The sequence below is a fragment of the Anabaena sp. AL93 genome (assembly GCF_001672085.1).
GTDB lineage: Bacteria > Cyanobacteriota > Cyanobacteriia > Cyanobacteriales > Nostocaceae > Dolichospermum > Dolichospermum heterosporum.
Genome location: NZ_LJOU01000002.1, coordinates 63,203 through 85,881, shown reverse-complemented (window position 1 = coordinate 85,881; position 22,679 = coordinate 63,203). Strand labels below are relative to the sequence as shown.

24 protein-coding genes and 2 pseudogenes are annotated in these 22,679 nt (G+C 37.2%); 14 read left to right on the top strand and 12 right to left on the bottom strand.

All coding sequences use genetic code 11. The annotated features are described in order from the left end of the window. Positions 1 to 200 precede the first annotated feature (200 nt). The 4 genes from AN486_RS01090 to AN486_RS01075 all read left to right on the top strand — a co-directional run bounded on the left by AN486_RS01090 (position 201) and on the right by AN486_RS01075 (position 4,113). The gene (locus AN486_RS01090) at positions 201 to 548 is read left to right on the top strand and encodes a hypothetical protein (protein WP_027402149.1); all 348 of its coding nucleotides are present in this window, start codon (positions 201 to 203) and stop codon (positions 546 to 548) included. 454 nt (positions 549 to 1,002) lie between these two features. Continuing rightward, entirely contained in the window at positions 1,003 to 2,025 is a 1,023-nt protein-coding gene (locus AN486_RS01085) for a hypothetical protein (RefSeq protein WP_233455367.1), read from the top strand. Positions 2,026 to 2,132: 107 nt separating this feature from the next. After that, positions 2,133 to 2,687: a Uma2 family endonuclease gene (locus AN486_RS01080; protein ID WP_290598726.1), complete on the top strand. Its 555-nt coding sequence runs from the start codon at positions 2,133 to 2,135 to the stop codon at positions 2,685 to 2,687. Between the two features lie 169 nt (positions 2,688 to 2,856). Next, positions 2,857 to 4,113: an FIST N-terminal domain-containing protein gene (locus tag AN486_RS01075; protein WP_290598724.1), complete on the top strand. Its 1,257-nt coding sequence runs from the start codon at positions 2,857 to 2,859 to the stop codon at positions 4,111 to 4,113. Between the two features lie 60 nt (positions 4,114 to 4,173). Here the strand turns inward: AN486_RS01075 and AN486_RS01070 are convergent, their stop codons facing one another. After that, a complete protein-coding gene (locus AN486_RS01070; protein WP_053538490.1) occupies positions 4,174 to 5,277 on the bottom strand; it encodes a metallophosphoesterase in 1,104 nt (367 codons plus the stop codon). A gap of 150 nt (positions 5,278 to 5,427) precedes the next feature. On the opposite strand from AN486_RS01070, the gene trmB reads away from it, so the two are divergent. From trmB to AN486_RS01050, 4 genes are all read left to right on the top strand, one after another. Next, on the top strand, positions 5,428 to 6,132 hold the full coding sequence (trmB, locus tag AN486_RS01065; RefSeq protein WP_052150053.1) for a tRNA (guanosine(46)-N7)-methyltransferase TrmB: 705 nt from the start codon (positions 5,428 to 5,430) through the stop codon (positions 6,130 to 6,132). Positions 6,133 to 6,542: 410 nt separating this feature from the next. Further along, the gene (locus AN486_RS01060; RefSeq protein ID WP_290598720.1) at positions 6,543 to 6,836 is read left to right on the top strand and encodes a hypothetical protein; all 294 of its coding nucleotides are present in this window, start codon (positions 6,543 to 6,545) and stop codon (positions 6,834 to 6,836) included. Positions 6,837 to 7,040: 204 nt separating this feature from the next. Beyond that, the gene (locus AN486_RS01055; protein WP_290598718.1) at positions 7,041 to 7,226 is read left to right on the top strand and encodes a hypothetical protein; all 186 of its coding nucleotides are present in this window, start codon (positions 7,041 to 7,043) and stop codon (positions 7,224 to 7,226) included. 335 nt (positions 7,227 to 7,561) lie between these two features. After that, positions 7,562 to 7,804, top strand: coding sequence for a hypothetical protein (locus AN486_RS01050; protein ID WP_290598716.1), 243 nt, complete (start codon positions 7,562 to 7,564; stop codon positions 7,802 to 7,804). A 308-nt stretch (positions 7,805 to 8,112) separates the two neighbouring features. Here AN486_RS01050 and AN486_RS01045 read toward each other — a convergent pair whose 3' ends face one another. The 4 genes from AN486_RS01045 to AN486_RS01030 form a co-directional block, all read right to left on the bottom strand. Next, positions 8,113 to 8,688: a Uma2 family endonuclease gene (locus AN486_RS01045; protein ID WP_039204034.1), complete on the bottom strand. Its 576-nt coding sequence runs from the start codon at positions 8,686 to 8,688 to the stop codon at positions 8,113 to 8,115. A 144-nt stretch (positions 8,689 to 8,832) separates the two neighbouring features. After that, the gene (gene psb27, locus AN486_RS01040) at positions 8,833 to 9,231 is read right to left on the bottom strand and encodes a photosystem II protein Psb27 (protein WP_027402160.1); all 399 of its coding nucleotides are present in this window, start codon (positions 9,229 to 9,231) and stop codon (positions 8,833 to 8,835) included. 191 nt (positions 9,232 to 9,422) lie between these two features. Further along, entirely contained in the window at positions 9,423 to 10,565 is a 1,143-nt protein-coding gene (cofH, locus tag AN486_RS01035; RefSeq protein WP_290598712.1) for a 7,8-didemethyl-8-hydroxy-5-deazariboflavin synthase subunit CofH, read from the bottom strand. Positions 10,566 to 11,153: 588 nt separating this feature from the next. After that, positions 11,154 to 12,734 carry a glycosyltransferase family 39 protein gene (locus AN486_RS01030; protein ID WP_168634896.1) on the bottom strand — a complete coding sequence of 527 codons (1,581 nt, stop codon included), beginning with the start codon at positions 12,732 to 12,734 and terminating at the stop codon, positions 11,154 to 11,156. Positions 12,735 to 13,542: 808 nt separating this feature from the next. Between AN486_RS01030 and AN486_RS01025 the strand changes: the two genes are divergently transcribed. Further along, positions 13,543 to 14,778 carry a glycosyltransferase gene (locus AN486_RS01025; RefSeq protein WP_290598709.1) on the top strand — a complete coding sequence of 412 codons (1,236 nt, stop codon included), beginning with the start codon at positions 13,543 to 13,545 and terminating at the stop codon, positions 14,776 to 14,778. A gap of 113 nt (positions 14,779 to 14,891) precedes the next feature. On the opposite strand, the gene AN486_RS01020 is transcribed toward AN486_RS01025, so the two are convergent. The 3 genes from AN486_RS01020 to AN486_RS01010 all read right to left on the bottom strand — a co-directional run bounded on the left by AN486_RS01020 (position 14,892) and on the right by AN486_RS01010 (position 18,160). Further along, positions 14,892 to 15,173: a peptidase gene (locus AN486_RS01020; protein ID WP_053541212.1), complete on the bottom strand. Its 282-nt coding sequence runs from the start codon at positions 15,171 to 15,173 to the stop codon at positions 14,892 to 14,894. 91 nt (positions 15,174 to 15,264) lie between these two features. Next, a complete protein-coding gene (locus AN486_RS01015) occupies positions 15,265 to 17,856 on the bottom strand; it encodes a cation-translocating P-type ATPase (protein ID WP_290598707.1) in 2,592 nt (863 codons plus the stop codon). A 76-nt stretch (positions 17,857 to 17,932) separates the two neighbouring features. Beyond that, on the bottom strand, positions 17,933 to 18,160 hold the full coding sequence (locus AN486_RS01010; RefSeq protein ID WP_039201459.1) for an ATP-binding protein: 228 nt from the start codon (positions 18,158 to 18,160) through the stop codon (positions 17,933 to 17,935). 61 nt (positions 18,161 to 18,221) lie between these two features. Here AN486_RS01010 and AN486_RS01005 point away from each other — a divergent pair, with 61 nt between their 5' ends. After that, positions 18,222 to 18,647 (top strand): DUF4363 domain-containing protein, encoded by a 426-nt coding sequence (locus tag AN486_RS01005; protein WP_290598704.1) that lies wholly within the window; start codon positions 18,222 to 18,224, stop codon positions 18,645 to 18,647. Between the two features lie 220 nt (positions 18,648 to 18,867). Here AN486_RS01005 and AN486_RS01000 read toward each other — a convergent pair whose 3' ends face one another. Then, positions 18,868 to 19,308 (bottom strand): hypothetical protein, encoded by a 441-nt coding sequence (locus AN486_RS01000; protein ID WP_053538501.1) that lies wholly within the window; start codon positions 19,306 to 19,308, stop codon positions 18,868 to 18,870. A gap of 101 nt (positions 19,309 to 19,409) precedes the next feature. Here AN486_RS01000 and petN point away from each other — a divergent pair, with 101 nt between their 5' ends. Then, the gene (gene petN, locus AN486_RS00995; protein ID WP_013189847.1) at positions 19,410 to 19,496 is read left to right on the top strand and encodes a cytochrome b6-f complex subunit PetN; all 87 of its coding nucleotides are present in this window, start codon (positions 19,410 to 19,412) and stop codon (positions 19,494 to 19,496) included. Positions 19,497 to 19,503: 7 nt separating this feature from the next. Continuing rightward, complete coding sequence (locus tag AN486_RS00990; RefSeq protein ID WP_096666970.1) at positions 19,504 to 19,665, top strand: hypothetical protein; 162 nt, start codon at positions 19,504 to 19,506, stop codon at positions 19,663 to 19,665. Between the two features lie 484 nt (positions 19,666 to 20,149). Here AN486_RS00990 and AN486_RS00985 read toward each other — a convergent pair whose 3' ends face one another. The 3 genes from AN486_RS00985 to AN486_RS00975 all read right to left on the bottom strand — a co-directional run bounded on the left by AN486_RS00985 (position 20,150) and on the right by AN486_RS00975 (position 21,629). Beyond that, positions 20,150 to 20,392 carry a DUF4327 family protein gene (locus AN486_RS00985; protein ID WP_015079328.1) on the bottom strand — a complete coding sequence of 81 codons (243 nt, stop codon included), beginning with the start codon at positions 20,390 to 20,392 and terminating at the stop codon, positions 20,150 to 20,152. A gap of 505 nt (positions 20,393 to 20,897) precedes the next feature. Continuing rightward, a complete protein-coding gene (gene rbfA, locus AN486_RS00980; RefSeq protein WP_290598696.1) occupies positions 20,898 to 21,296 on the bottom strand; it encodes a 30S ribosome-binding factor RbfA in 399 nt (132 codons plus the stop codon). A 126-nt stretch (positions 21,297 to 21,422) separates the two neighbouring features. After that, on the bottom strand, positions 21,423 to 21,629 hold the full coding sequence (locus AN486_RS00975; RefSeq protein WP_072033605.1) for a DUF751 family protein: 207 nt from the start codon (positions 21,627 to 21,629) through the stop codon (positions 21,423 to 21,425). A gap of 65 nt (positions 21,630 to 21,694) precedes the next feature. On the opposite strand from AN486_RS00975, the pseudogene AN486_RS00970 reads away from it, so the two are divergent. Together AN486_RS00970 and AN486_RS00965 are read left to right on the top strand one after the other, a co-directional pair. After that, positions 21,695 to 21,898, top strand: a pseudogene (locus tag AN486_RS00970) (DNA adenine methylase); the annotation flags it as partial. A gap of 115 nt (positions 21,899 to 22,013) precedes the next feature. Further along, positions 22,014 to 22,643 (top strand): annotated as a pseudogene (locus AN486_RS00965) (DNA adenine methylase); the annotation flags it as partial. Positions 22,644 to 22,679: the final 36 nt, after the last annotated feature.

Genomic DNA, 22,679 nt, shown 5'->3' with positions numbered 1-22,679 from the left:
AAGTATTTGTTGCTAAGAATAAATATATAGAAAATAGGTCAAAACTTGCTAATTAAGAATTTATCTCTTTATTGAACAAAAAGATCCCCGACTTCTTTAAGAAGTCGGGGATCTGGATATGGGATCTGGATATTATAAATATAATAGAGAGCATATTCCGGTAATATAGATAATTACGAATTATTGTTAATAAGTAGCTTATGTCTTCTGTACCTCTAACACTGAATCTAGTAGAAGGTTCTGTTTCCGTCAGTTTTTCACCCCAAGCAGCACAAGAATTAAAAGCAGCAATAGATGAATTAATGAAAAGCCTCAAAGCTGTTGCTAGTAAAACTCCAGGAACAGGTAAAGTCAGTCCCCAACCCTCGTTAGAGTATCGTTACACTGGGGATGTATTCATAGAACTATTCTGCAATCCTAATATCTGGCCTACTCCCTTTGCAGCTAAAGTTTTGTTAACAATTCGCAATCTAGGGATTCGGTTAACGACAGAAGCGGAACTTACCCGTGTGATTGAGGATCTTAATCAGTATTTAGAGCAGTTTTAAATTAACATCTAAACTATGATTTTTGTGATTTTGATGATTTTTATGATGAATCCCTCATCTTCATCAAAATAATCCTAAAAATCATACTTCAGACATTTTTCTCGTTTTCTCGTTCCCATACTCTGTATGGGAATGAATTCTAGAAGGCTCTGCCTTCAATAATAGCAGAGGCAGAGCCTCTGAATAGCATTCCCAGTCAGAGACTGGGAACGAGATAATGAGATACAACTTGTCACAAAACTGAGGTGAAGGTATGGTTATTATCCTCTATTTTGCTTTGGCTTGTGTTATTCCCTATTCTGTGTATACTATGTAATAGGATTTGAGACATTGACAGACAAAACCAAACCTAACTACGTATAATCATCCAGAAAATCCTGAACAAGCCAAGCTATTCGCAGAAAACAATCAACGAGTTTTGTTTTTAGAATGGTGGAATCAAAAATGGTTAATAATGAAAGCTGATTTACAAAAATACTATGATGCTTCTGTTATTAACAAAAACTTAGAAAATTTAACTCTTACTTCTTTAACTCAAATAGAGAAATTTCGAGAAAGATATCTACAAATTGTAGATCAAGAAATGCAAAAACTCAGAAAAGAAACATTTGCAAAGAAAAATACTATCTTTTTGGCTAACTCAAATCCTGAATTTGACAGAATGAAAGCTAACTTTGCTTGGCGCGAAGATTTGTATAATGATATTAGTAAACTTTTAGCTAATATTGCTAGACAACTAGCTGTAGAATTACAAACTGAAGCCTTAAACTTAGTTGAATATATGACAAGTTTATTATGGGGAAGTAATCAAGTCAAAGCTAGACTAATTGAAAATTCAGAAAGTTATTTTTTATCTAAATTAGAAACTAGTTTAACTGTGTTATTTTTACGCTTTGCACGTCCAGTAGCAGAAGTTTTGATTCGTGGACCTGTGAATAGTGATACGCGCAATAAAATTATCAAAAGCCTGGGAGTAGATATTGAAATTGTTGATAACTACTATACTGGCGAAGAACCTGCTTATAGTGTTCTCAAAAGATATGTAAAATATGGTGCTGATTTACTTTTTAACCCGGCAATTCGGGAACAAGTGTTAGGAGTGATAGAAGTAGGAAAATCAAGTTCAACAAATCTCAAAAATGGATTTATGGTTGAACAAGAAGCTGTATTTTTTGAAGTTGAAAATGATATTAATGCCTTTGAAGAATACTTGCGATTTGCAATTTTTAATGCTGCGAGTTTTGAATCATTTTGTATTCAAGAACTTAAAGGTTTAGTTGATGGTTTCAGAGAAAAAGAAGGTACTTGGACTGGGGTAGCTTTGAATGAATGGTTACAAGGAAATCCACTTTTATTAGCAGAAATACCTAATCATTTAAAATCACAGGAATCTAATTTAGAAGTAAGTGAAAGATTACGACAGTTATCTATTACCTTGAAAAGTAATATTATGGAAAACAGAGGAAGAACAATTTAGGGTGGGGAAACCCCCTTTAGATCCCCGACTTCTTAAAGAAGTCGGGGATCTGAATAAGTATGCTATAATATCAAATCATCACAAATATCATTGGAGATCAAAATTATATGACTCTCACAATTAACAACGTAGAAAAAATAGAACAAATATTAAAAGATGATGATAACGACTATCAAATAGAACTACAAGAAGGGAATATTTTAATTATGGGTCCATCGGATATAGAATCTAGTGAAATTGGTGCTGAATTGATTAGATTATTAGGTAATTGGATAAAACCTCGTAAATTAGGGCGAATATTTGACTCCAGTGGTGGGTTTATTATGCCAAATACTGATTTACGCGCTCCTGATGTGTCCTTTGTTTCCGCCCCAAGATTAAAACGGACTGTGAGAGATTTTGGAAATTTAGTTCCTGATTTAGTGGTAGAAATTAAATCAAAAACTGATAGAGTTGCTAAATTAGAAGATAAACTTAAATTATTTTTAGAATTAGGCGCAAAAGTAGGAATTTTAATCAATCCTGATGAATTAACTGTTACTGTTTATCGTCCTAATGGTAAAATCACATTATTAACAGAAGATGATAAATTAACCGTAACTGAATTATTTCCTGGTTGGGAAATTGCCATTTCTGAATTATGGCCACCTGTGTTTGAATAGGTGTTTATATCCTCAATTTTTGATATTAAATCATAAATATACCACTTCCTATACTGAACAACGAGATCCCCGACTTCTCTAAGAAGTCGGGGATCTGACTCTATTCAGCAAGCGACAAAGTTAGTTAAAATAATCAACTAACCCCAAAACAGAAACCAGCCGAAAACTCATGGCAGATCAAATGCAGTGGACAAATGCCCTATCAACTCGTCCTTCCTTAGAAGCGGCTATTAACGATGTTGTAGAACAAGCAGTGGCATCTTTAACAGCACCAGCGGATTTAGGGCTGGTATTCATTTCTTCTGCTTTTATGAGTGAGTATTCCCGACTTTTGCCTTTATTGGCGGAAAAACTTTCTGTACCTGTATTAATTGGTTGTAGTGCTGGGGGTGTCATTGGCAGAAAACAGGCTGGAGAAACGGAAGAAATAGAAGCAGAACCAGCCCTGAGTTTAACTTTAGCCCATCTTCCCGGTGTCGAAATCCAACCTTTTCATATTGTGGCGGAAGAATTGCCAGATTCCGATAGTTCCCCGACTGCTTGGATTGATTTAGTAGGTGTATCACCTTCCGTAGTCCCTCAATTTATTCTCTTGTCTAGTCCCTTTGCTTCGGGAGCAAATGATTTGTTGCAGGGGTTAGATTTTGCTTATCCAGGTTCAGTGGTGGTGGGAGGACAAGCCAGCAGCGGCTTTATGAATGGTCGTGTGGGCTTATTTTGTAATGATAAGTTATATCGGGAAGGTACGGTAGGCATCGCTTTAAGTGGCAATATCGTCTTAGATACAATTGTTGCCCAGGGATGTCGTCCCATTGGTGAACCGTTGCAAGTCACTAAAGCTGAACGGAATATTATTTTAGAGTTAGATGAAAAAGTACCTTTGATGGTGTTGCGAAATTTAATTAGTAGTTTGACTGAAGAAGAAAGGACTTTGGCGCAACATTCTTTATTTGTGGGTTTAGCAATGGATGAATTTCGGCTAAATTTACATTCGGGGGATTTTTTAATTCGCAATGTTTTGGGAGTAGATCCTAATGCTGGGGCGATCGCAATTGGCGATCGCATTCGTGCCGGACAAAGGTTACAATTTCATCTGAGGGATGCCGAAGCATCAGCCCAAGATTTAGAAATTTTACTCCAAGAATATCAAAGTGAAAATGCCGGACAACCTTCTCCCGTCGGTGCTTTGATGTTTACCTGTTTAGGACGAGGAACAGGTCTTTATGGCAAACCTAATTTCGATTCTCAACTCTTTAGCCGTTACGTCCAGGACATACCAATGGGTGGGTTTTTCTGCGGTGGTGAAATCGGTCCTGTCAGTGGCAGAACTTTCCTCCATGGTTATACTTCTGTATTTGCTATTTGTCGTTCTTTAAGGGAACAGGGAACAGGGAACAGGGAACAGGGAATAGGGAATAGGGAATAGGAAATAGGGAATAGAAATTTTCTTGCCTCTTGCCTCTTGCCTCTTGCCTCTTGCCTTTTCCTACTTCCCAATTAAAAGCGTACTATGATTATCAATAAAAGCCGGATTCCCATCATTAACTGCGCTATATTCTTCGATGTAACGACGAACATGAATCGGAAAGTGGGGATATTCTAACATAGCATCACCATCGGCAATTGTCGCCCAAAAGTCCCGTAAACCGGGGGCTAGGGTTTGTGCCTGTGCTAGTGGTAAACTTAAAGGTGGTAAAGTCAATAATTTGAGGACAAAGGGATAAGAGCGATCGCCCATCCATTGCCGTGATAATGTTTGTAAATTGGGAAAATCTGGCACTGATTCCACACGATGAGAAACAACTTGTAACGATTCATTACCCAATTCATCGCGGTTAAATTCTAATACCCGATAAGGATGAGGATAGCTGACTAAGGAACCAGTCGTAATATCATAAATTCCGTCTGCACAAGCCACATCTTGAACGTGCAAATGTCCTGTAAATACTAACTTAACTCCATAGCGTTGTAATAATGTCCGCAGTTCTGGAGCATTTTCCAGCATATAACGATTTGCCATCGGATGATTTGATTGATTAGGTAAATGTTCAACCACGTTGTGATGAATCATAACTAAAACCAATTCATCATCAATCTCTGCTAACTGCTGTTCTAACCATTGGAATTGCTGACTATCCAACCGTCCTATTTGCTGACCTTGATCATCAAATGAGTTAGAATTAAGACCAATTAACCTCACCCCTGGAAATATCTGCTGATTGTAATAATGTTGTTGAGGATTTTCATAACCAAACTTTTGGTAGAAATAGGGAAAATCTGCAAAGCTAATTGATTGTTGATTGGCGATTAAAACAGGGACATCATGATTACCAGGAATAACATAAGATGGAAAAGGTAACTGTGATAACCTGTTTTGTAACCAACTGTGATTCGCTGATTCGCCATGTTGGGTTAAGTCTCCAGGGATCAACAAAAAATCTAAATCTAATTGGGTTAAATGTTCTAATACACTATCAAAAGCCGGAATACTCACTTCCACCAAATGAAACCGACTAGGGTGATCCCAGATTGTTTCAGGAAGCGCAATGTGTAAGTCGCTAACGATAGCAAAACGAAAATTGAGTTTCATTGATTTTAAGAAAATGTTAAAAATAAAGTTGCAAAGATTCTTTTTCTCAAAGTATAACTCTCACTGTGTATACCTGTGCAGGAATATTTAGACTTAATAATATTTGTATACATTTGTTTAAAATTGTGTTTTTTCAAAGGAGCGTAAATTTTGTCACCTGTTCGAGTTCGTCAGCACGTAAACCCCCTGGCAAGTAAATTCCAAACCCCAACCGCTTCTCCAGAATGGGAAAAGATTTATATCCAACAAAACCTACCTCTACATTTAGATATCGGTTGTGCTAGAGGTAGATTTGTCCTCAAAATGGCACAAGTAGAACCAAATTGGAATTTTTTAGGGTTAGAAATCCGAGAACCCCTAGTAGTAGAAGCAAATAGAATCCGCGATGAAATGGGTTTAACCAATCTGCATTATTTGTTTGCAAATGTGAATAATTCCCTCATTTCCTTATTATCAACTTTACCTCAAGATAGCTTACAAAAAGTTACAATTCAATTTCCTGATCCCTGGTTTAAAAATCGCCATGCGAAACGTCGGGTAGTCCAACCGGAATTAGTCACAGAATTAGCGAAATATTTAGCAGTGGGTGGTGTTGTTTTTCTGCAATCTGATATAGAATTTGTAGCAGTGGAAATGTGCGATCGCTTTGATGAACATCCTGCATTTGAGAAGCTAGGAACAACAACATGGTTAGCCCAAAATCCTCTCCCTGTCCCCACAGAACGGGAAATAGCCACTCAAAACAAAGGTGAACCAGTATATAGGGCTTTATTTACAAAGAAAACTGAAATTTTAGAGCCTGGGGTAAATGAGCAATCGTACAGAAACTTACGCTCAGGCTGTAACCCTTGCTAGATTAATCTAAACACGATTAGACTTGTTTGAGTATATATAATCATCCTTTGAACCCGTGTTTAAAAGTGATAAATTACTAACTTTTGTTTTAATGGGTGATATAGTTGATTAACTGGTTAAACACCAAACCGACTTAATCCAACTCAAAAGCCACTAATGTAGATAAAATTAAAGGCTCTTCGGGACTTACTATGCTAGATTAGCCCATCAAATTGTAAAATCCTTACCATATAAGGACTTTAGGTTGATCCATCGGTTGATTTAACATAAGTGTGGCATCAAAACCCATGAAATCCTTTATTTATAAAGGTTTTGGAGTAAATAAATTCATATTTGCCATAACAAGTGCCGAAGAGCCAAATTAACTTATCTATGGAGTTTTATGGCTTCTAAAATCTCAGGAGGCGAAAATGGTTCCTTTACACCTAGAAAAATTAAAAAGCAATACTCTCTTCGCTGTACCCAATGCTTTGAAAAATTTCTTTGGGTTTATTGTTGAAAAAATACGCCCAGAATTAGCGGAAGTTAGAAAATTAATTGAAAAACTAGAAGCTTTACCCAATGTTCAAGCGGCTAGGGGAATACGTAACAAAAATGGTGATTCACGTAAGATAATATTTGAAATACTAGTACCGCAAGGCGGAAGTCAAAAGTCAAAAGTCAAAAGTCAAAATGAAGACAGTATAGGCTTTTGGAGGATTTAGAATGGTTGGTTTATTTACGCCGTTTTGTACTAGCTACCGTGAATCCTAGTGAAAGAATAGACCTTCTAACGGAAGCTACTGATTTTGCAGTTGAAACAGAATGGAAGATGGATGCCCTTACTAAGAGTAGAAATTGGCATCTTGAGGTTCAAGTAGTTAGAAAGTTTAGGGAGGATAAAAAAAATCAAATAATTATTTTCAACAATGACAGAACCAAGTATTTATCTCCTGCAATCTGAAGCTAACGAAGAAAGCGCAAAGATAGCCCAAAAGGATTTTCCTGAATGGGCTATTATTATGTATTTTTATGCAGCTTTGCATCTAATAAATGATGGTTCTTCCGTACCTGTTATGCCAAATATGAGTTTATTTACCCCACAACCCATATAAATAAAGGATTTTATTGTTTTTGATACCAAATTTGTCAAAATAACCAATAAATTAATGTAAAATCCTTATATAACAAGGATCTTGGGATTTAAAAAAAATAATTTAGCATAACAAGTACCGAAGAGCCTAAATGATTATGCTCTTGAAGTAAATCAGATAGATCTACTAAAACCCATCTTCCGCACCCTAAACTGTCACACAACGAAAAATGGTCGTTGGGGGATTTGGGATTAGCGAACTGCTTGCAGCAGCGCTTCGCTATCGCCACATAAAATTTCGACCTTTTTGTATAAAAATCATCCTTTAATATATTAAAAAGTCCGAAATTACCGATTGTGACACCGGGGGGTGCGGAATGTGGGCTAAAAGTAGATGAGGATTCAAAAATATCACAGCATTCTCTTAGAAGAGAATATGTGAAAACTATCAGTAATTATATTAATTGTAAGGATTTACAAGCAAATTATGATTTTCTTTTTAATGAAAGTTTACTAGCTAGATATTTAGTAAATAGAAACGACATTTTAGAATGTAGTGCTAGAGAGTATTATAGCCAATATACTGATAAAGATTTTTAAAAAATCTGTGATAAATTAGAACAAATTAAAATACGATTAGAACAAGCGCAGAAAAGACACAAAGCGGGTAAAAGCAGTAAAAAATAATTAGTTATTTGGCGTTAGCCATAGGGTACAGGATGTAAATTCAAAGCCAGATAAGTAGGTTGGCGTTGAAAATTGTCGTTATGGCAAGGCAAAAGGCAAGAGGCAAGAGGCAAGAGTGAAGAGGGTTTGGGCGATTTTACGTTTCTTTACACAGTTTGGTTTTATTGTGTTCACCTACTTAGCAAGCCAGTTTTACTCCTGACTCCTGCTATGTCTTTCAACTAACGAATTAAACCAGCCCGTTGAAAGATAGTATGAGGAGTGATTTCTAATCCTGGTAATATTTCATGACTAATCATTTGATTTTCTCGAAAAGTCACAGGCAGAGAAGATACTGTAAAGACAGTAATAGTTTGAGAGATTGTATCTACTATCCAAACTAATAGAATCCCCGCTTGTAGATAATAAGTAGCTTTATCAATCATGTCTCCAAAAGTTTGACCAGGAGAAATAATTTCGATTACTAATTCTGGGATAACAGGACAAGCCTCATCTTCAAGCCAGTCAGCAGCAAGACGGTGATAGGAAACATAAGTTAAATCAGGAACGGGTATCCAACTTGTTTGATTTTTGGTTAATTTGATTCCCCATTCCACAACAACACGACCTTGATCTTGCGCCCATGTAGATAATAGTATAAATAATGCTCCTGTGGTTGAGCCATGAAAGAATTTAGGAGACATTTGCTCATTTTTATATTTAGGTACAGCTTCCCCGTCAACCAACTCATAAGTAGTATCATTTTCGGGAAGTGCGAGAAATTCTTCGACAGTAAGCTGATTTTTTAGTTGAGTCATAGTTAGCTTGCAGGGATTAATCTTCCCGCCTTTTATGATAACTAAATTTGGGGATTTTTAGGTGAGAATCGGGTTGGGGAAACCTGGGCGGGGAAGCCCCGCCCTGAATGATGCTGTATCAAGAAACTATCCTTGAGACATACATTAAGCACCACGTCTTAGGGATGCTTCTACTTGCTTGAATTCAGCATCCAGACGTTTTTTCAGTTTTTCAGGAACGGGACGATTAGGATAAGAACTGTAATGTCCTGCAAGGGAATTGAGGGCTGTTCGCATGGTGGTAAAAGAGTTAAGAGCCAAAACAGAAGTATTCCGTTGGTAGCGAGCCGAAAAGTCATTGATTTTTTGACGGGCTTCTGCTTCAAGTTCGGCTTTATTTGGGGAATCTTGAGGTAATTCTAGGGTTTGTCTCAACGTATTGACTACAGTTAAGGTATCTTGACGATAATCCCCGGTTAAACTATCTGGACTACCAGCACAGCCAACTAAACCGATAACTAAAACTAAAACTAGAGAAAGCAAACGCGACCAATAGCTTTTCATAAGCATTAAGTAAAAAAGAACAAGTAAATCAAAATCCATCCTATCTTGAATCGGTATATGGGGAATAGGTCAGTTGTCTCGTTCCCATACTCTGTATGGGAATAAATTCTATAAGGCTCTGCCTTTTCAATAATACTATGAGGCAGAGCCTCTATGATTGCATTCCCAGTCAGAGACTGGGAACGAGATAATTACCCATTACCCATTAGCCGATATAAAGTATCCCGTTGTTGATAGGGTCTTTTCAAAGAAGTTATTGCATTTTGTAAAGTTTCTACTTCCATGCAAGTACCACCCACAGCCCCAGCCATTGTGGTAATGTGTTCTTCCATTAATGTGCCACCTATATCATTACAACCCCAATTTAAGGCTGATGTAGCACCATCTAGTCCCAGCTTTACCCAGCTTGGTTGGTGATTGGGGATGTAATTTCCCAGATAAATTCTGGCTACAGCGGTTAGTAATAGGGAATCAGCGAGAACTGGTTGGTCTCTTCCTACCTTTTTGCGTAGGGATTTGGGGGCTTCTTGACCAACGAAGGGTAAGACAATAAATTCGGTAATTCTTGCAGGATAGCCTTTTTCTATGGCTGTTTGTTGGAGCGATCGCAATTTTTCTAAATGGACAATTTGCTGTTCTGGGGTTTCAATATGTCCAGACAATATGGTACTCGTAGTGGGTACACCTAATTGATGGGCTGTACTGACAATTTCTAGCCAAGTGGCTGTATCAATTTTTTCTGGACACAGTACCCGTCTGACTTCATCATCTAGCACTTCTGCGGCTGTTCCGGGCATAGAACCGACACCAGCATCTCGCAAAGCCTTAATCACATCAGTATAAGAAATTTCATCTAATCTGGCGATAAATTGGACTTCTTGGGGCGAAAAAGCGTGTAAATGTAAGTGAGGAAATTCGTCCTTAATGGTTTTTACCAGTTTGAGATAATAGGGTAAAGACTTACCATTAATTTGCGCTTGTGGGTGTAATCCCCCTTGCATACATATTTCCGTTGCTCCTCGACGCACTGCATCTGTAGCTTTTTCCAAAATCTGCGCCGAACTTAACCAATAAGCATCCGCATCACCATCATCCCGGCGAAATGCACAAAAACTGCAATGTTGCTCACAAATGTTAGTAAAATTAATATTACGATTAATTATGTAAGTAACAGTATTACCAACTTGTTTCTGACGAAGTTGATTTGCTGTAGACTGAATTTGAGCGATCGCCTGTGGGTCAGTTTGTTTTAGTAAAAATACTCCATCATTAGGGGATATATTATCCTCTGCCAAAGCCGATTGCAGAATAGACTCAAAAGTTATAGTAGTCACAGGTGATTAAATATAAGTAGGTTGGCGTTGAAAATTGTTGTTATGGCAAGGCAAGAGGCAAGAGTAAAGAAGTTTTCAGCGATTTTATGTTTCTTGACACAGTTTGGTTTTATTGTGTTCACCTACTTAAACAACTCGTTTAATTTCATAATAAATTGAAATTTGTAACTTTTAAATGTTATTTAACTGATAAACACCATTGTTCTAGAGAATCTTTGTTAAGAGATTATAAATCGAGACTAAGTAGTGAGACAGAATTAATTACACAATGTTATTGCGTAAGCACTGCGTGGCGTTAGCCATATGGAACGAAGTGAAATTAAGCAATCACAACCCTGGCGATTGCTTCCCTTCGCTCGCAATGACTGTAAATATTTTTGTCCAATTACTTACACAGACGAAATTTTTCTCCGCTGGTTAATATTAAGGCGTATTGAGTTTTGTAAGCACAAAGCACAGACTGCGCCAACAAAAATCAAATGGGAGTCTTATACAATTATCAATTATAATCCATTAAGTTTTTTAAATACTTTTTTGACAACACAATTTTTGGTAAACTAGAATCGGGAGAATATTAAGTAATATTGCTTATTTTTTGTATGTATAAAAAGTCCCATTTATACTTTTATGGCTGATAATATAATGTTCATTGATAGCTTGTAGAATATTTATTCTCAAGAGATCCAAAGATTTGAATTGAACAGATGAATGTTTACCGAATTTCTTTTCTAACCCATCAGTGATATATTTTACAAACATTATATGAATTTTCTGAATTGGTGATTTTTCAATATTTAAATTATTCTCATTTAACCCTAGATTCAAATAGTCATTATCCAGAAGAATTGTCCTAAAGTATCCTGTGTTTATTTTTTCTAAAAAGCTATTTTTATTATTTTTTCCAGTTGCTATCATTTGTCCTCCATTAAATGAATCATATTCAAAGGACTTGCCAGAAAGATAGCAGATGAAGATGCTATTATGTATACACAATACAGAACCATCTTGCTGTGCCAAAAAAGAGGCATCTACACGATTCATCTGTTCTTCTTTTGCCAGATCAGGTAAATGGATAATTTGGTGAATACTATCTATAATCATTATCCGTGTAGATATTAGGATACTCAAGCTAATAACTAGGGGGAAAATTTTTGCCAATTTACTTTTGGAATCTAGATAAGAAAGAATTACACCTAGCAATATAGAAAGACTAATAAATGTATCGAAATAGATATTAATATTAGTCCCTAACCCTCCAGAAAAATATATGCCTGTACTAATAGATATAACTAAATATAGAGCAGTAATTCTTAGTTTTAAATGTCTGGCAGCATAAGTTATACCGATAATTGCTAGAATAAACGGAATAAATAACTTGGTTAATAGCAAATCTACACTATTTACAATCTGTGGAATACTATATACACGGCTACCAGTAAGCATTACTTCATGAATAAAATTGCTACCAGATATATTGATACTAATTAAAATAAAACCGCTTGTAATCAAGCCTAAGTAAATCAGCCATTTGAAAAAATCTGGACGTGAAATCAAAAAAAGTTCGATAGTTATAGCCAATGGTAAGGCAATTAAATTGTGTTTTATAAAAATACCCACTGCCATTAGTGCTGCCACTATCAATAAATGATATTTTATTTTAATAGGTCGTAAATAAATTAATAACGCTAATATAATTGGTAAATGCCCTAATAGTTGAGGGTCATTCATGCCTATATAAACTTGAGCCATTGTCGTGAATAAACTTAGGCAAAATATTCCCGATAAAACGGCATAATGAAGGTTTTTAATTAAAATATTAACTATAAAAACTACCATTGTTATTATTAATAACAAAGATAATAACGATAAATATCTTCCTGCCAAAATAGGATTATGGATTAATTTACTAAAACCGCTGACAATATAGAAAGAAAATGGAGGATAGTTAACTGGAGTCCATTGTTGTTGCAAGTTATAAAGTAATTCTCCTGAATTTACTCTAGTCAGATGGTATGCATTCCAAGCCTCATTATAATTTATAAAAATTCCTGAGAAACTTATGCGGTAAATAGGGTAAAAAATCAATAACAATGTTATTATTGATAGTAATCCAATACTTAACCAATAGTTAATTTGTGAAGCTAGAATTTTCTTTAAATATAAATTCATATTCAAATAAAATTATTATAAATTTTTCAGAGAACTAGTTTTTGTGTGAACGTCAATAACATACCATTATATCTTTATCAAGATTATATGCAACATAAATGTTTTCACATTGTAGTTATTCACTCCCCCCTCTAAAATTATCGAAACCCTTGACCTCTCGTTAAGGATAGGGGGGGAGTGTGAGAGTGTGAACAGTTATTTCACATTTTGATCTGGAATGACTTTATCTTTCACAAACCATGACTATTTTTATACTCAAGACGGTTGGGACATGGACTTTTGCCAAATGACAAAGAACCCAAGTCATCTCATTCCCAGTCTCTGGCTGGGAATAAATTCTAGAAGGCTCTGCCTTCAATAATATTAGAGGCAGAGCCTCATCAACTACATTCCTAGTCAGAGACTAGGAACGAGATGTGGTAGGGATTTGAGCTTAAGTTGACACCAATGAGCAGTCCCATTGGTGTCAACTTAACGTAAAACATCTATCCCGCAAAAAACTCAATTCATCTTCCAGTCTCTGACTGGAAATGCATTCTAGAAGGCTCTGCCTTCAATAATATTAGAGGCAGAGCCTCATCAACTGTATTCCTAGTCAGAGACTAGGAACAAGATGTGGTAGGGATTTGAGATTAAGTTGACACCATTAAGCTTTTGCTTTACCCCTTGTATCGTAATAAGGAGAGGGAAAAAGAATAATATTTAATATTAAAATTTATCCATTGTTTCTATATGCCAAAAGTATTGTACTCTATGAAGAGTTAACCTTTATAGGCGATTTAGAAAGTTAAAATTTACTACTGATTTTATGACCATCAACTCATCTAATTCTTTATTAGCAGTTCCTATTGGTACATTGATGATTGCTGAATTTACACCCAAAGAAACAGCCGAAAACAATGCCATTTTCCTATCTTTAGTAATTCCCACGTATCAAGAGCGTGACAATATCGAAAATGTAGTCAATATATTAAGTGGGTTATTGGATAAAGCTATTCCTGGTAATTATGAACTCATTATAGTAGATGATGATAGCCCTGACCGAACTTGGGAAATAGCACAATCTCTGATTCCAGATTATCCCCAATTACGGGTCATGCGTCGTCAAGAAGAGAGAGGACTTTCTTCAGCAGTAATACGTGGCTGGCAAGCGGCTAGAGGGCGTGTATTGGGCGTAATTGATGGCGATTTGCAGCATCCTCCAGAAGTATTAACACAACTGTTGCAGAAAATAGAAGCGGGGGCTGATTTAGCATTAGCTAGTCGTCATATAGACGGTGGTGGTGTGAGTAGTTGGAGTGTAATTAGACGCTTTTTATCCCGTGGAGCGCAAGTTCTAGGATTGGTGATTTTACCGGGAGTTTTAGGTAGAGTTAGTGACCCAATGAGTGGTTATTTCATAGTACGACGAAGTGCGATCGCTAATACCACACTTAATCCTATAGGGTATAAAATTCTTTTAGAAGTCATTGGTCGGGGACAGGTAGGAGAAATTGCTGAAGCCGGTTATGTATTCCGCGAACGCACAGAAGGAGAAAGCAAAGTGACGTGGAAACAATACGTAGACTATATTCAACACTTAATCAGATTACGGTTATCTACTGGGAGAATAGGAAAAATTAGTCAAAAAGTCAACTTTCCCATTGGGCGATTTCTCAGATTTGGTGCAGTGGGATTTAGTGGCGTATTTGTAGATTTAACCATATTTCATATCATGCGTACCGTGATTAACATGGGTTTAACTCGCAGTACAATTTTTTCAGCCGAAGTAGCAATTCTCAATAATTTTCTTTGGAATGATTTGTGGACATTTGGGGATATTTCCCGAAAACAGACAGGAAAACGCCAGCGTTTCAAAAGATTCTTAAAATTCAATATGGTCTGTTTAGCAGGGATAATTATCCAAACATTAGTAGTCAATTTCCTGTTTAATAGCTTAGGTATGAACCAGTATATAGCTAAATTAATAGCGATCGCAGTAGCCACAATTTGGAACTTCTGGGTTAACCTAAAACTAAGCTGGCGAGTCACAGAAGTCAAATAATTTTTGGGAGTCAGGAGTCAGGAGTCAGGAGAAAAAGAAGAAAAAGAAGAAAAGATTTTCTATTCTGAATCCTTGAAATCCATTCATCTGCGTTTATCCGCGTTCATCTGCGTTTAATTATGATTAGGTTTTTTCTTCTGATTGAACAAACCCGACATACTCATACCCGTCACCAATAAACCGATTAATCCGAAACCATTCAAAATCGGATAAATTCCCTGTAAATGAAAAATTTCCCCAGTATGAATTTTCAACATTAATCTAGAAGAAAGTCCAATATTCACAGACCATTCCCCAATAATAGTTGCTAACATTCCCGTTAAAACAGTTAATAAAAGTGGGACACAAACAATAATGCCAATAACACGATGATATTTACGAAATGCTTTTTTCACAGTAACCCTCCAAAGATTTTTAAACGCAGATGAACGCAGATAAACGCGGATGTTACCTTTGCGCCTTTGCGCCTTTGCGTGAGACATATTATTATCTGCGTCCCCAAACCTTCAATCCTTCAAACCACAAAATACTCAATACTCCAGAAGTGAGACTAACTAATAAATCATCAAAATGAAGAACAGAGAACCGGAATAAATGACGTAACACAGGAACATAAAGCACCAAACCCATAAACACCACAGCACCAGCCAACACCCACCAAAGTGCCGCATTAGGAGTGCGTAACATTTCGGGAATAGTCCGCGACCAAGAACGATTACTCAAAATCATACTCAAATTTGAGACAATTAGGGTAGTAAAAGCCAAAGCACGGGCATCAAATTCCCCATGTCCAGAATAAAAAGCCACAGCAAATACAAGCAGTAACACCACTAGCACACTTATCCCTTGCAGCAGTGCTAACCTCAAAGTTCGACGACTGAATAAGGACTCTCTGGGATTACGGGGTGGACGGTTCATGATATTGCTTTCTTCTGGTTCAGCCTCAAATACTACAGTACAGGCAGGGTCAATAATTAAATGCAGAAAAGCAATGTGGATAGGCAATAATACCAGCGGCCAATGAAATATTACCGGAATCAAGGACATTCCCGCAATGGGGATATGCACCGCCAAAGTATAAGCCATACCTTTTTTCAGGTTATCAAATACTCGCCGTCCTAGCCTCACAGATTGGACAATGGCAGAAAAATCATCATCTAGCAAAACTAAATCCGCAGATTCACGGGCGACATCTGTTCCCCTTTCACCCATAGCAATACCGATATTTGCAGCTTTCAAAGCTGGGGCATCATTCACACCATCTCCAGTCATAGCCACGATTTCACCGCAGCGTTTGAGGGCATTCACAATTAGTAATTTTTGTTCGGGAACAACCCGCGCAAAAATATTCACAGTTTGAATGCGAGATAGTAACTCCCCTTCTGGGATTGTTTCCAGTTCTGCACCAGTAATTACTTCTGTGGCAGGTTTTAGACCGATTTGGCGGGCAATATTTTGGGCTGTGGCGGGATAATCCCCTGTAATCATCACTACCCGGATACCAGCGGTGTAACACTCGGCAATGGCTGGGGCGACAGTTGGACGCACGGGGTCAGCCATACCTAGCAGTCCCAAAAAGGCAAATTCAAAGTCATGCTGGGCTTCAGGAAGAGATTTGAGGGTTTTGTTTTTTTGATGTTGCCCAATAACTTTGGCTACACCCAAAACACGCAAACCAGCGATCGCCATTTTATTAATCTGCTGTTCCAAATCTTGCCTTTGTTGGGTGTTAAAATGACAAAGATCAGCGATCGCTTCCGGCGCTCCTTTGGTAGCAACTACTAACTTATTTTCTGGAGATTGCCACACACAGGACATGGCTAATAATTGACCCGTGAGGGGATATTCTCGCAGGATTTCCCAATCTTGATGTAAATGTTCTGTTCTAGCTAAATAATCATCACCCACTTGTTTGAGGGCTTTTTCCATGGGGTCGAAAGGGTCTTTGCGACTGGCTAAAATCCCAAATTCGATTAATTCATGAAAAGTTTCCGGCAGGGCTTCCCGTTCATGGAGGGCAACATCGTAAAATTGCGATGTTAATGTTGTCGGCTGATACACAAATAATTGCTGAACTGACATCCGGTTAAAAGTCAGTGTTCCAGTTTTATCTACACAAAGAACAGTCGCAGAACCCAGTGTTTCTACTACAGGAACACGCCGAGTTAAAACCCTAGCCTGGGAAAATCTCCAAGCCCCCAAAGCCAGGAAAATTGCCAAGACCACAGGAATTTCATTGGGCAAAATTGCCATCGCCAGCGCCAAACCTGCTAAAATTCCTTGTAGCCAATCGTTCCTTGTTGCACCGTAAATAACGATTACAGCTACACAAATAGCGATCGCTACAAAGGTCAATTTACTGACAATTTTTCGAGTTTCCCGTTGCAAAACCGTGTCTTCGGATTCGACAGTTTGCAAGGCTTTACCAATTTTACCCATTTCCGTCTGCATACCTGTGGCATAGACTTGGGCAATTCCCTGACCTTGAACTACTAACGTTCCCGAATAGACAAAAGGTAGATCTTCACCACCAGGACGATGCTGTGTGGCGGTTCTCATTGTGTTTTCTAAATCGGTAGTATCCTGCTTGCGAACGGGTAAAGATTCCCCAGTTAACAAAGACTCATCAAGACTCAAATGGGTAGACCACATCACCACAGCATCAGCAGGAACTCTATCACCCTCTGACAAAACAATCACATCTTCTCGAACTACTTCCCGTCCAGCAATTCGTTGACGTTTGCCATCACGAATAACTAATGCGCGTGGACTAGAAAGATCCCGTAATGCTTCCAGAGATTTTTCTGTTTTTTGTTCTTGGTATAAGTTGATGCCAACAATGAAAAAGATGAACCCTAGTAAAATTAAAGCTTCCTGGGCATCACCCAAAAACAGGTAAATGATACCACATCCTAATAACAGAAGAAAAATCGGCTCTTGGAAGATTTCTAGGGCAATTTCCCAGATTTGACGATGTTGGGTAGATGGTAGCTCATTATATCCTTCTTGTTGGAGGCGATCGCCTGCTACTGACACAGATAGCCCCGTAATAGATTGGAGTTCGATTTTATGAGTCATGATACAAGTTTTGTTTTAGTGGTTACATATCGTGTAAACTACATACATATAGCGATCGCCAAAAAATCCCCAAAATTTATCTTAAAAATCTCTTAAAACTGTTATTCTGAGCAGAGCGTTCCCACTCATAGGCTGATGACCAAGCTGCGCTATTAGAGGCGACACCAATACCAGTATCCGCCACTTCCATAACTACAAAATCATCCCATTTAACGATTTTTATCCTGACCAGACCATCATTAGATGGATATTGCAACGTATTTCCCAGCAAATTGTCAAGTTGCACTTTCCGAGTTCTTGACATTTGCTGTTTTATCATAGGAAATATTAACGGCACAAATAAAAATATCCATTAGGAGTTGACCATGAAGAATTTCAAACCAATGTTAATTATTGCAAGTATCAGCTTACTGGCTTTAGTAGGTTGTAACAAGCCCGAACAATCTGCTACCGAAACTACCCCAGCAGCAACTTCCAATTCTACAAAAAAAGTCCCAGGACAAAAATCCACAGTAAGTAATGCAGGTTTATTCGCCGTAGTCTCCAAAACAAAAACCGCAGTTACATCTGGCAATTTTGTCCAAGCTAAAAAAGAATTTGACAAGTTTGAAGATGCTTGGAAAGAAGTAGAAGATGGCATCAAAGCTAAATCCCGTAATAATTATGACGCTGTAGAAAAAAGTATGGATGAAATTTCAGACGAACTCAAAGCTGCTAAACCCCAAAAAGACAAATTATTAGCATCCTTAAAGTCATTGGAAAAAACTATTAATACTATTCCCAAGTCTTAATAAAATATTGTGAGTTTGACAATATCTAAAATCTGACAACAAAGATCCCCGACTTCTGTGATCAATTTATGATTTATATACACAATCAATAAAAGAAGTCGGGGATCTGTCCATGAACGATACATCAGTCATCTAATTGAGGCTGGTAATAGGTGATAAAATACCTATTTTCATCCTGTTCATCCTGCTATCCTGGATATCCTGATTCTGACAATAAAATTCATGAAAAAGGTTTCAACCATTTCCATAAAATAGCAGTATCCAGAGCAAAAGCAGCCAGAGAAAACCACAATATACTTTCTCCTGCTAAGATTAAAAAAGGCAAAACCGGATTATTTATATCCCAACCAACTTCTATTTGAGTTAAACCCCGCACTAAACCAAAAGCCCAAACTCCACCAGTTTTGAGGTGAGGATTGGCATCTACACGGATAATATAACGATAGGTGACACCAAATAGAAAACCAGAAAACCCGGCTATGACACCATTTAATAACATCTGTAAATTTACTATATCAATTTTATCATAAGTAACTATTGGAAAATACTTATCTAGCCATAAAACATTAATAAAGCTGGTACTAAGGAAAGCTAAACCTAAAGATATACTGCCAATTACTCCCGCTTTTAGGGATTCTAACCGTTCTGCCATGAGTTCCATGATATTGCCAAACCTCCTATCAATATAGTTAATGAATCAACCGCATTTTCCCAGTATGATAAATATTAGAGACCTTTTGTAATTATTTGAAAAGTAGAACTATGATTTTGACACTGGGTTGGGTATCGCTGTTAGTTGTGTTTACATGGTCTATTTCTATGGTAGTTTGGGGACGCAACGGACTATAGAGGCATCGTGGAAAGTCCATTTTTGGGTATTTTAGCCTTATGTGGCGTAGTGCTGCTAGTAGGAGTTACTGGTGGTGTTGTTTATCTAACATTATCAGATTGGCGCGATCGCCGTCGTCTCGAAGACGAAACCCGCGAAGCCCGACGTAGCACTAGCAAGCGAAAATGATTCTATTGCAGCATATATATAGCTGTATTTTGCGTTCAACAGTGTTTATGTAGGGATAATAACTATTTCTATCCCTACATAAATTATACTTATATACAAGGGAATTTATCTATGAGAATGTAGATAGACAATGGGTTTAGGCGTGATCAACCAAAATAAGCGATCGCACCTGAGTTCGGTGTTAGGAGTTTCTCCTTCGGAGACGCTACGCGAACAGAGTTATGATTTTTTCAACGAGATCATAAGGGTTTGAGACTCATATTTGGGGCAGTTTTCCAAAAATTATCTTATGTCGAACTCAGGCGATCGCAGTTTTACCGAAGATTTTACCCAACTTTGCATTGTATCATTATTTCTTTGCGTCTCTGCGTCTCTGCGTGAAATGAAATTCAAGAAATATAGAAAAAAATATACCTGTTTATAGCCAGAAACTACAAACAAGTACAATTAAAAATAACAGTAGTTTATTAAAAAAACAAAATTATTAGTCGTTATCCCATTCTTCGCGTCCGATTAAATCACCAATGCGATCGCGCAGTAAAAAATCACATTTCTCCAATTCACATTCTACACAAACCCACTCTCTAGCCGGGATAAACTGGCAAAGTGTATATATTGGCTGTTGACGACCAACCATTCCCCTCTCCACCAGTCGGCGTGCTTCGTCCTGAATAACATTCAGAGAGTAGTAATTGTAATTGATAGAAGGCACCGTATTCACACTCATGGTTTTTTTTCTCACAAAATTACATCAAAAATACATTTAGATAGCGTTCCCGTTATGCACGAGGAACAAACATGGCAATAATTAAACCTGTGTCCAGGGTTTTGTAGTTTGCTATACGGAACTATTATCATTTTGACGCTATACACCTCCAAATTATCTAAAGAAATGTTAAGTTTGTCAACAAAGGATGACATTCATGATATTTCAACTTCATATTCCTAAGATAACAGCAGTTAAGTTTACTAATCAAACCTAGATATTTACATTTTTAACATTAACTTGTATTAAAATTATTAAAATCATACTAGATTTGCTTTAGCGTTAACTTTATCAGTATATATAAGTCTATGATTTTTGACCTCTATCCTAAGATATAAAATTTGCAATACCCGGAACTCTCTAAAAATAGGGAATCAAGGCATTCCCTATTATCTCCACCTAGAGTGCTTTAACTAGCAACAAGTTCCAGATTTATTTATATTTTGGTTAATTTTGCATTAATAAATCATTCAGCCATCTCTTCTACTACCTCATCCACACTTGCTGATGCTCGTTGTTGCTCCAGTTGGTTTAATAAACTCAGCACCTTAGTACCTCGTTCTATAGAGCGATCTTCCACAAAGATCACTTCTGGAGTCCGTCTTAATCTGACTCTAGCCCCCAATTCACTGCGAACGTAACCCTTAGCTGACTTTAAACCAGCCATTGTTTCCGTTTTCGCTTCCTCCGTTCCATAAATACTCACAAAGATGGTAGCGTGTTGTAGATCCCCAGAAACATCCACATCGGTAACACTGACCATTCCCGTACCCACACGGTCATCCTTAATACCGTTGAGTAGCATTTGGCTAACTTCCCGTTTAATTAATTCAGCAACGCGGGAAACGCGGCGATTTGTAGCCATATAAATTCCGCCTTCTCACAGAGGTTTAATAACATGATTCTAAACGTAAATGAAAGTGGACGGTGCTTGACGTGATAAAATCAACACCAACAGTCCAATAAACTCAACCCTTTCCTGGCTTTTGGTTTACATTGAACTCAATCCCAGCATAGCCCGCACGGTAAGCGTTACGAAAAAAAGACCACCAGTAAACAAACCTAAAATAGCCATCAGCGTCACAGGACGTTTTAATAATGGAAACAGCGGCTCAAGGGTGTTTAGAAAAATACCCAAGACGATACTAACTAAATACCGAGGGTAGCGAAAGACGTTATCCCAAAATCCATCAAACATTTGAATTTAGACTGCCTTATTATAGACTTTATTGATTAGTTAGTTTTTAGTTTAATCGTAAGTAGATGGTAAGTCAAATCCCTAAACAAACTTACCCACGACCATTTTTAAAGTGGGCTGGGGGTAAAACTAGATTGATTTCGCAATATAAAGACCATTTTCCCCAGCATTACCAGACTTACTATGAACCATTTTTAGGGGGTGGAGCAGTTTTTTTCCATTTGCAACCATCTCATGCAGTTTTAACTGATATTAATGCAGATTTAGTTCTTAGAGACTTCCAAGAAATAAATTATCCCAAGAAACGAACCACAGAGGCACAGAGTACACAGAGAGAGAATTTTTGCATCAGTTTTGGGACATTTTTTTATTTGGAAGTCTCTTACTTATCGGTGCGTTAGAGACAATCTTGAAGAATTAATAACTTTACTGCAAGCACATCAGCAAAGACATAATTCAGAGTATTACTATGATGTCAGAAATTATCATAATGGGACAGATTTAACAAAAGCGGCTAGGTTTATTTATCTGAATAAAACTTGTTTTAATGGGCTGTACCGGGTTAATTCTCAAGGAAAATTTAATGTCCCTGTAGGTAAATATAAAAATCCTGGTATTTGTCAATAAGAAGTTTTGCGGGTCGCATCGTTGGCACTCCAGAAAGTAGAAATCAAACAAGCAAATTTTGCAGAAGTGTTGAATTATGCAACTGGTACTAATGACTTTGTTTATTTTGATCCTCCCTATTATCCTCTAAATAAAACTAGCAATTTTACAGCTTATAGTAATTTCTGTTTCGACGAGAATCAACAAATAAAACTCAGAGATATTTTTATTGAATTAGCTGATAAAGGTGTAAAAGTTATGTTATCTAATTCTGATTGTCCATTGATTCGTGACCTTTATAGTGATTTTAATGTTCACACCATATCAGCAGCAAGGTCAATTAATTCTAATGCCCAGAAGCGAGGGAAAATAACTGAAGTATTAGTAACTTCTTATAGAAAATTGTAGAAATCGTAGGTTGGGTAGAACGAAGTGAAACCCAAC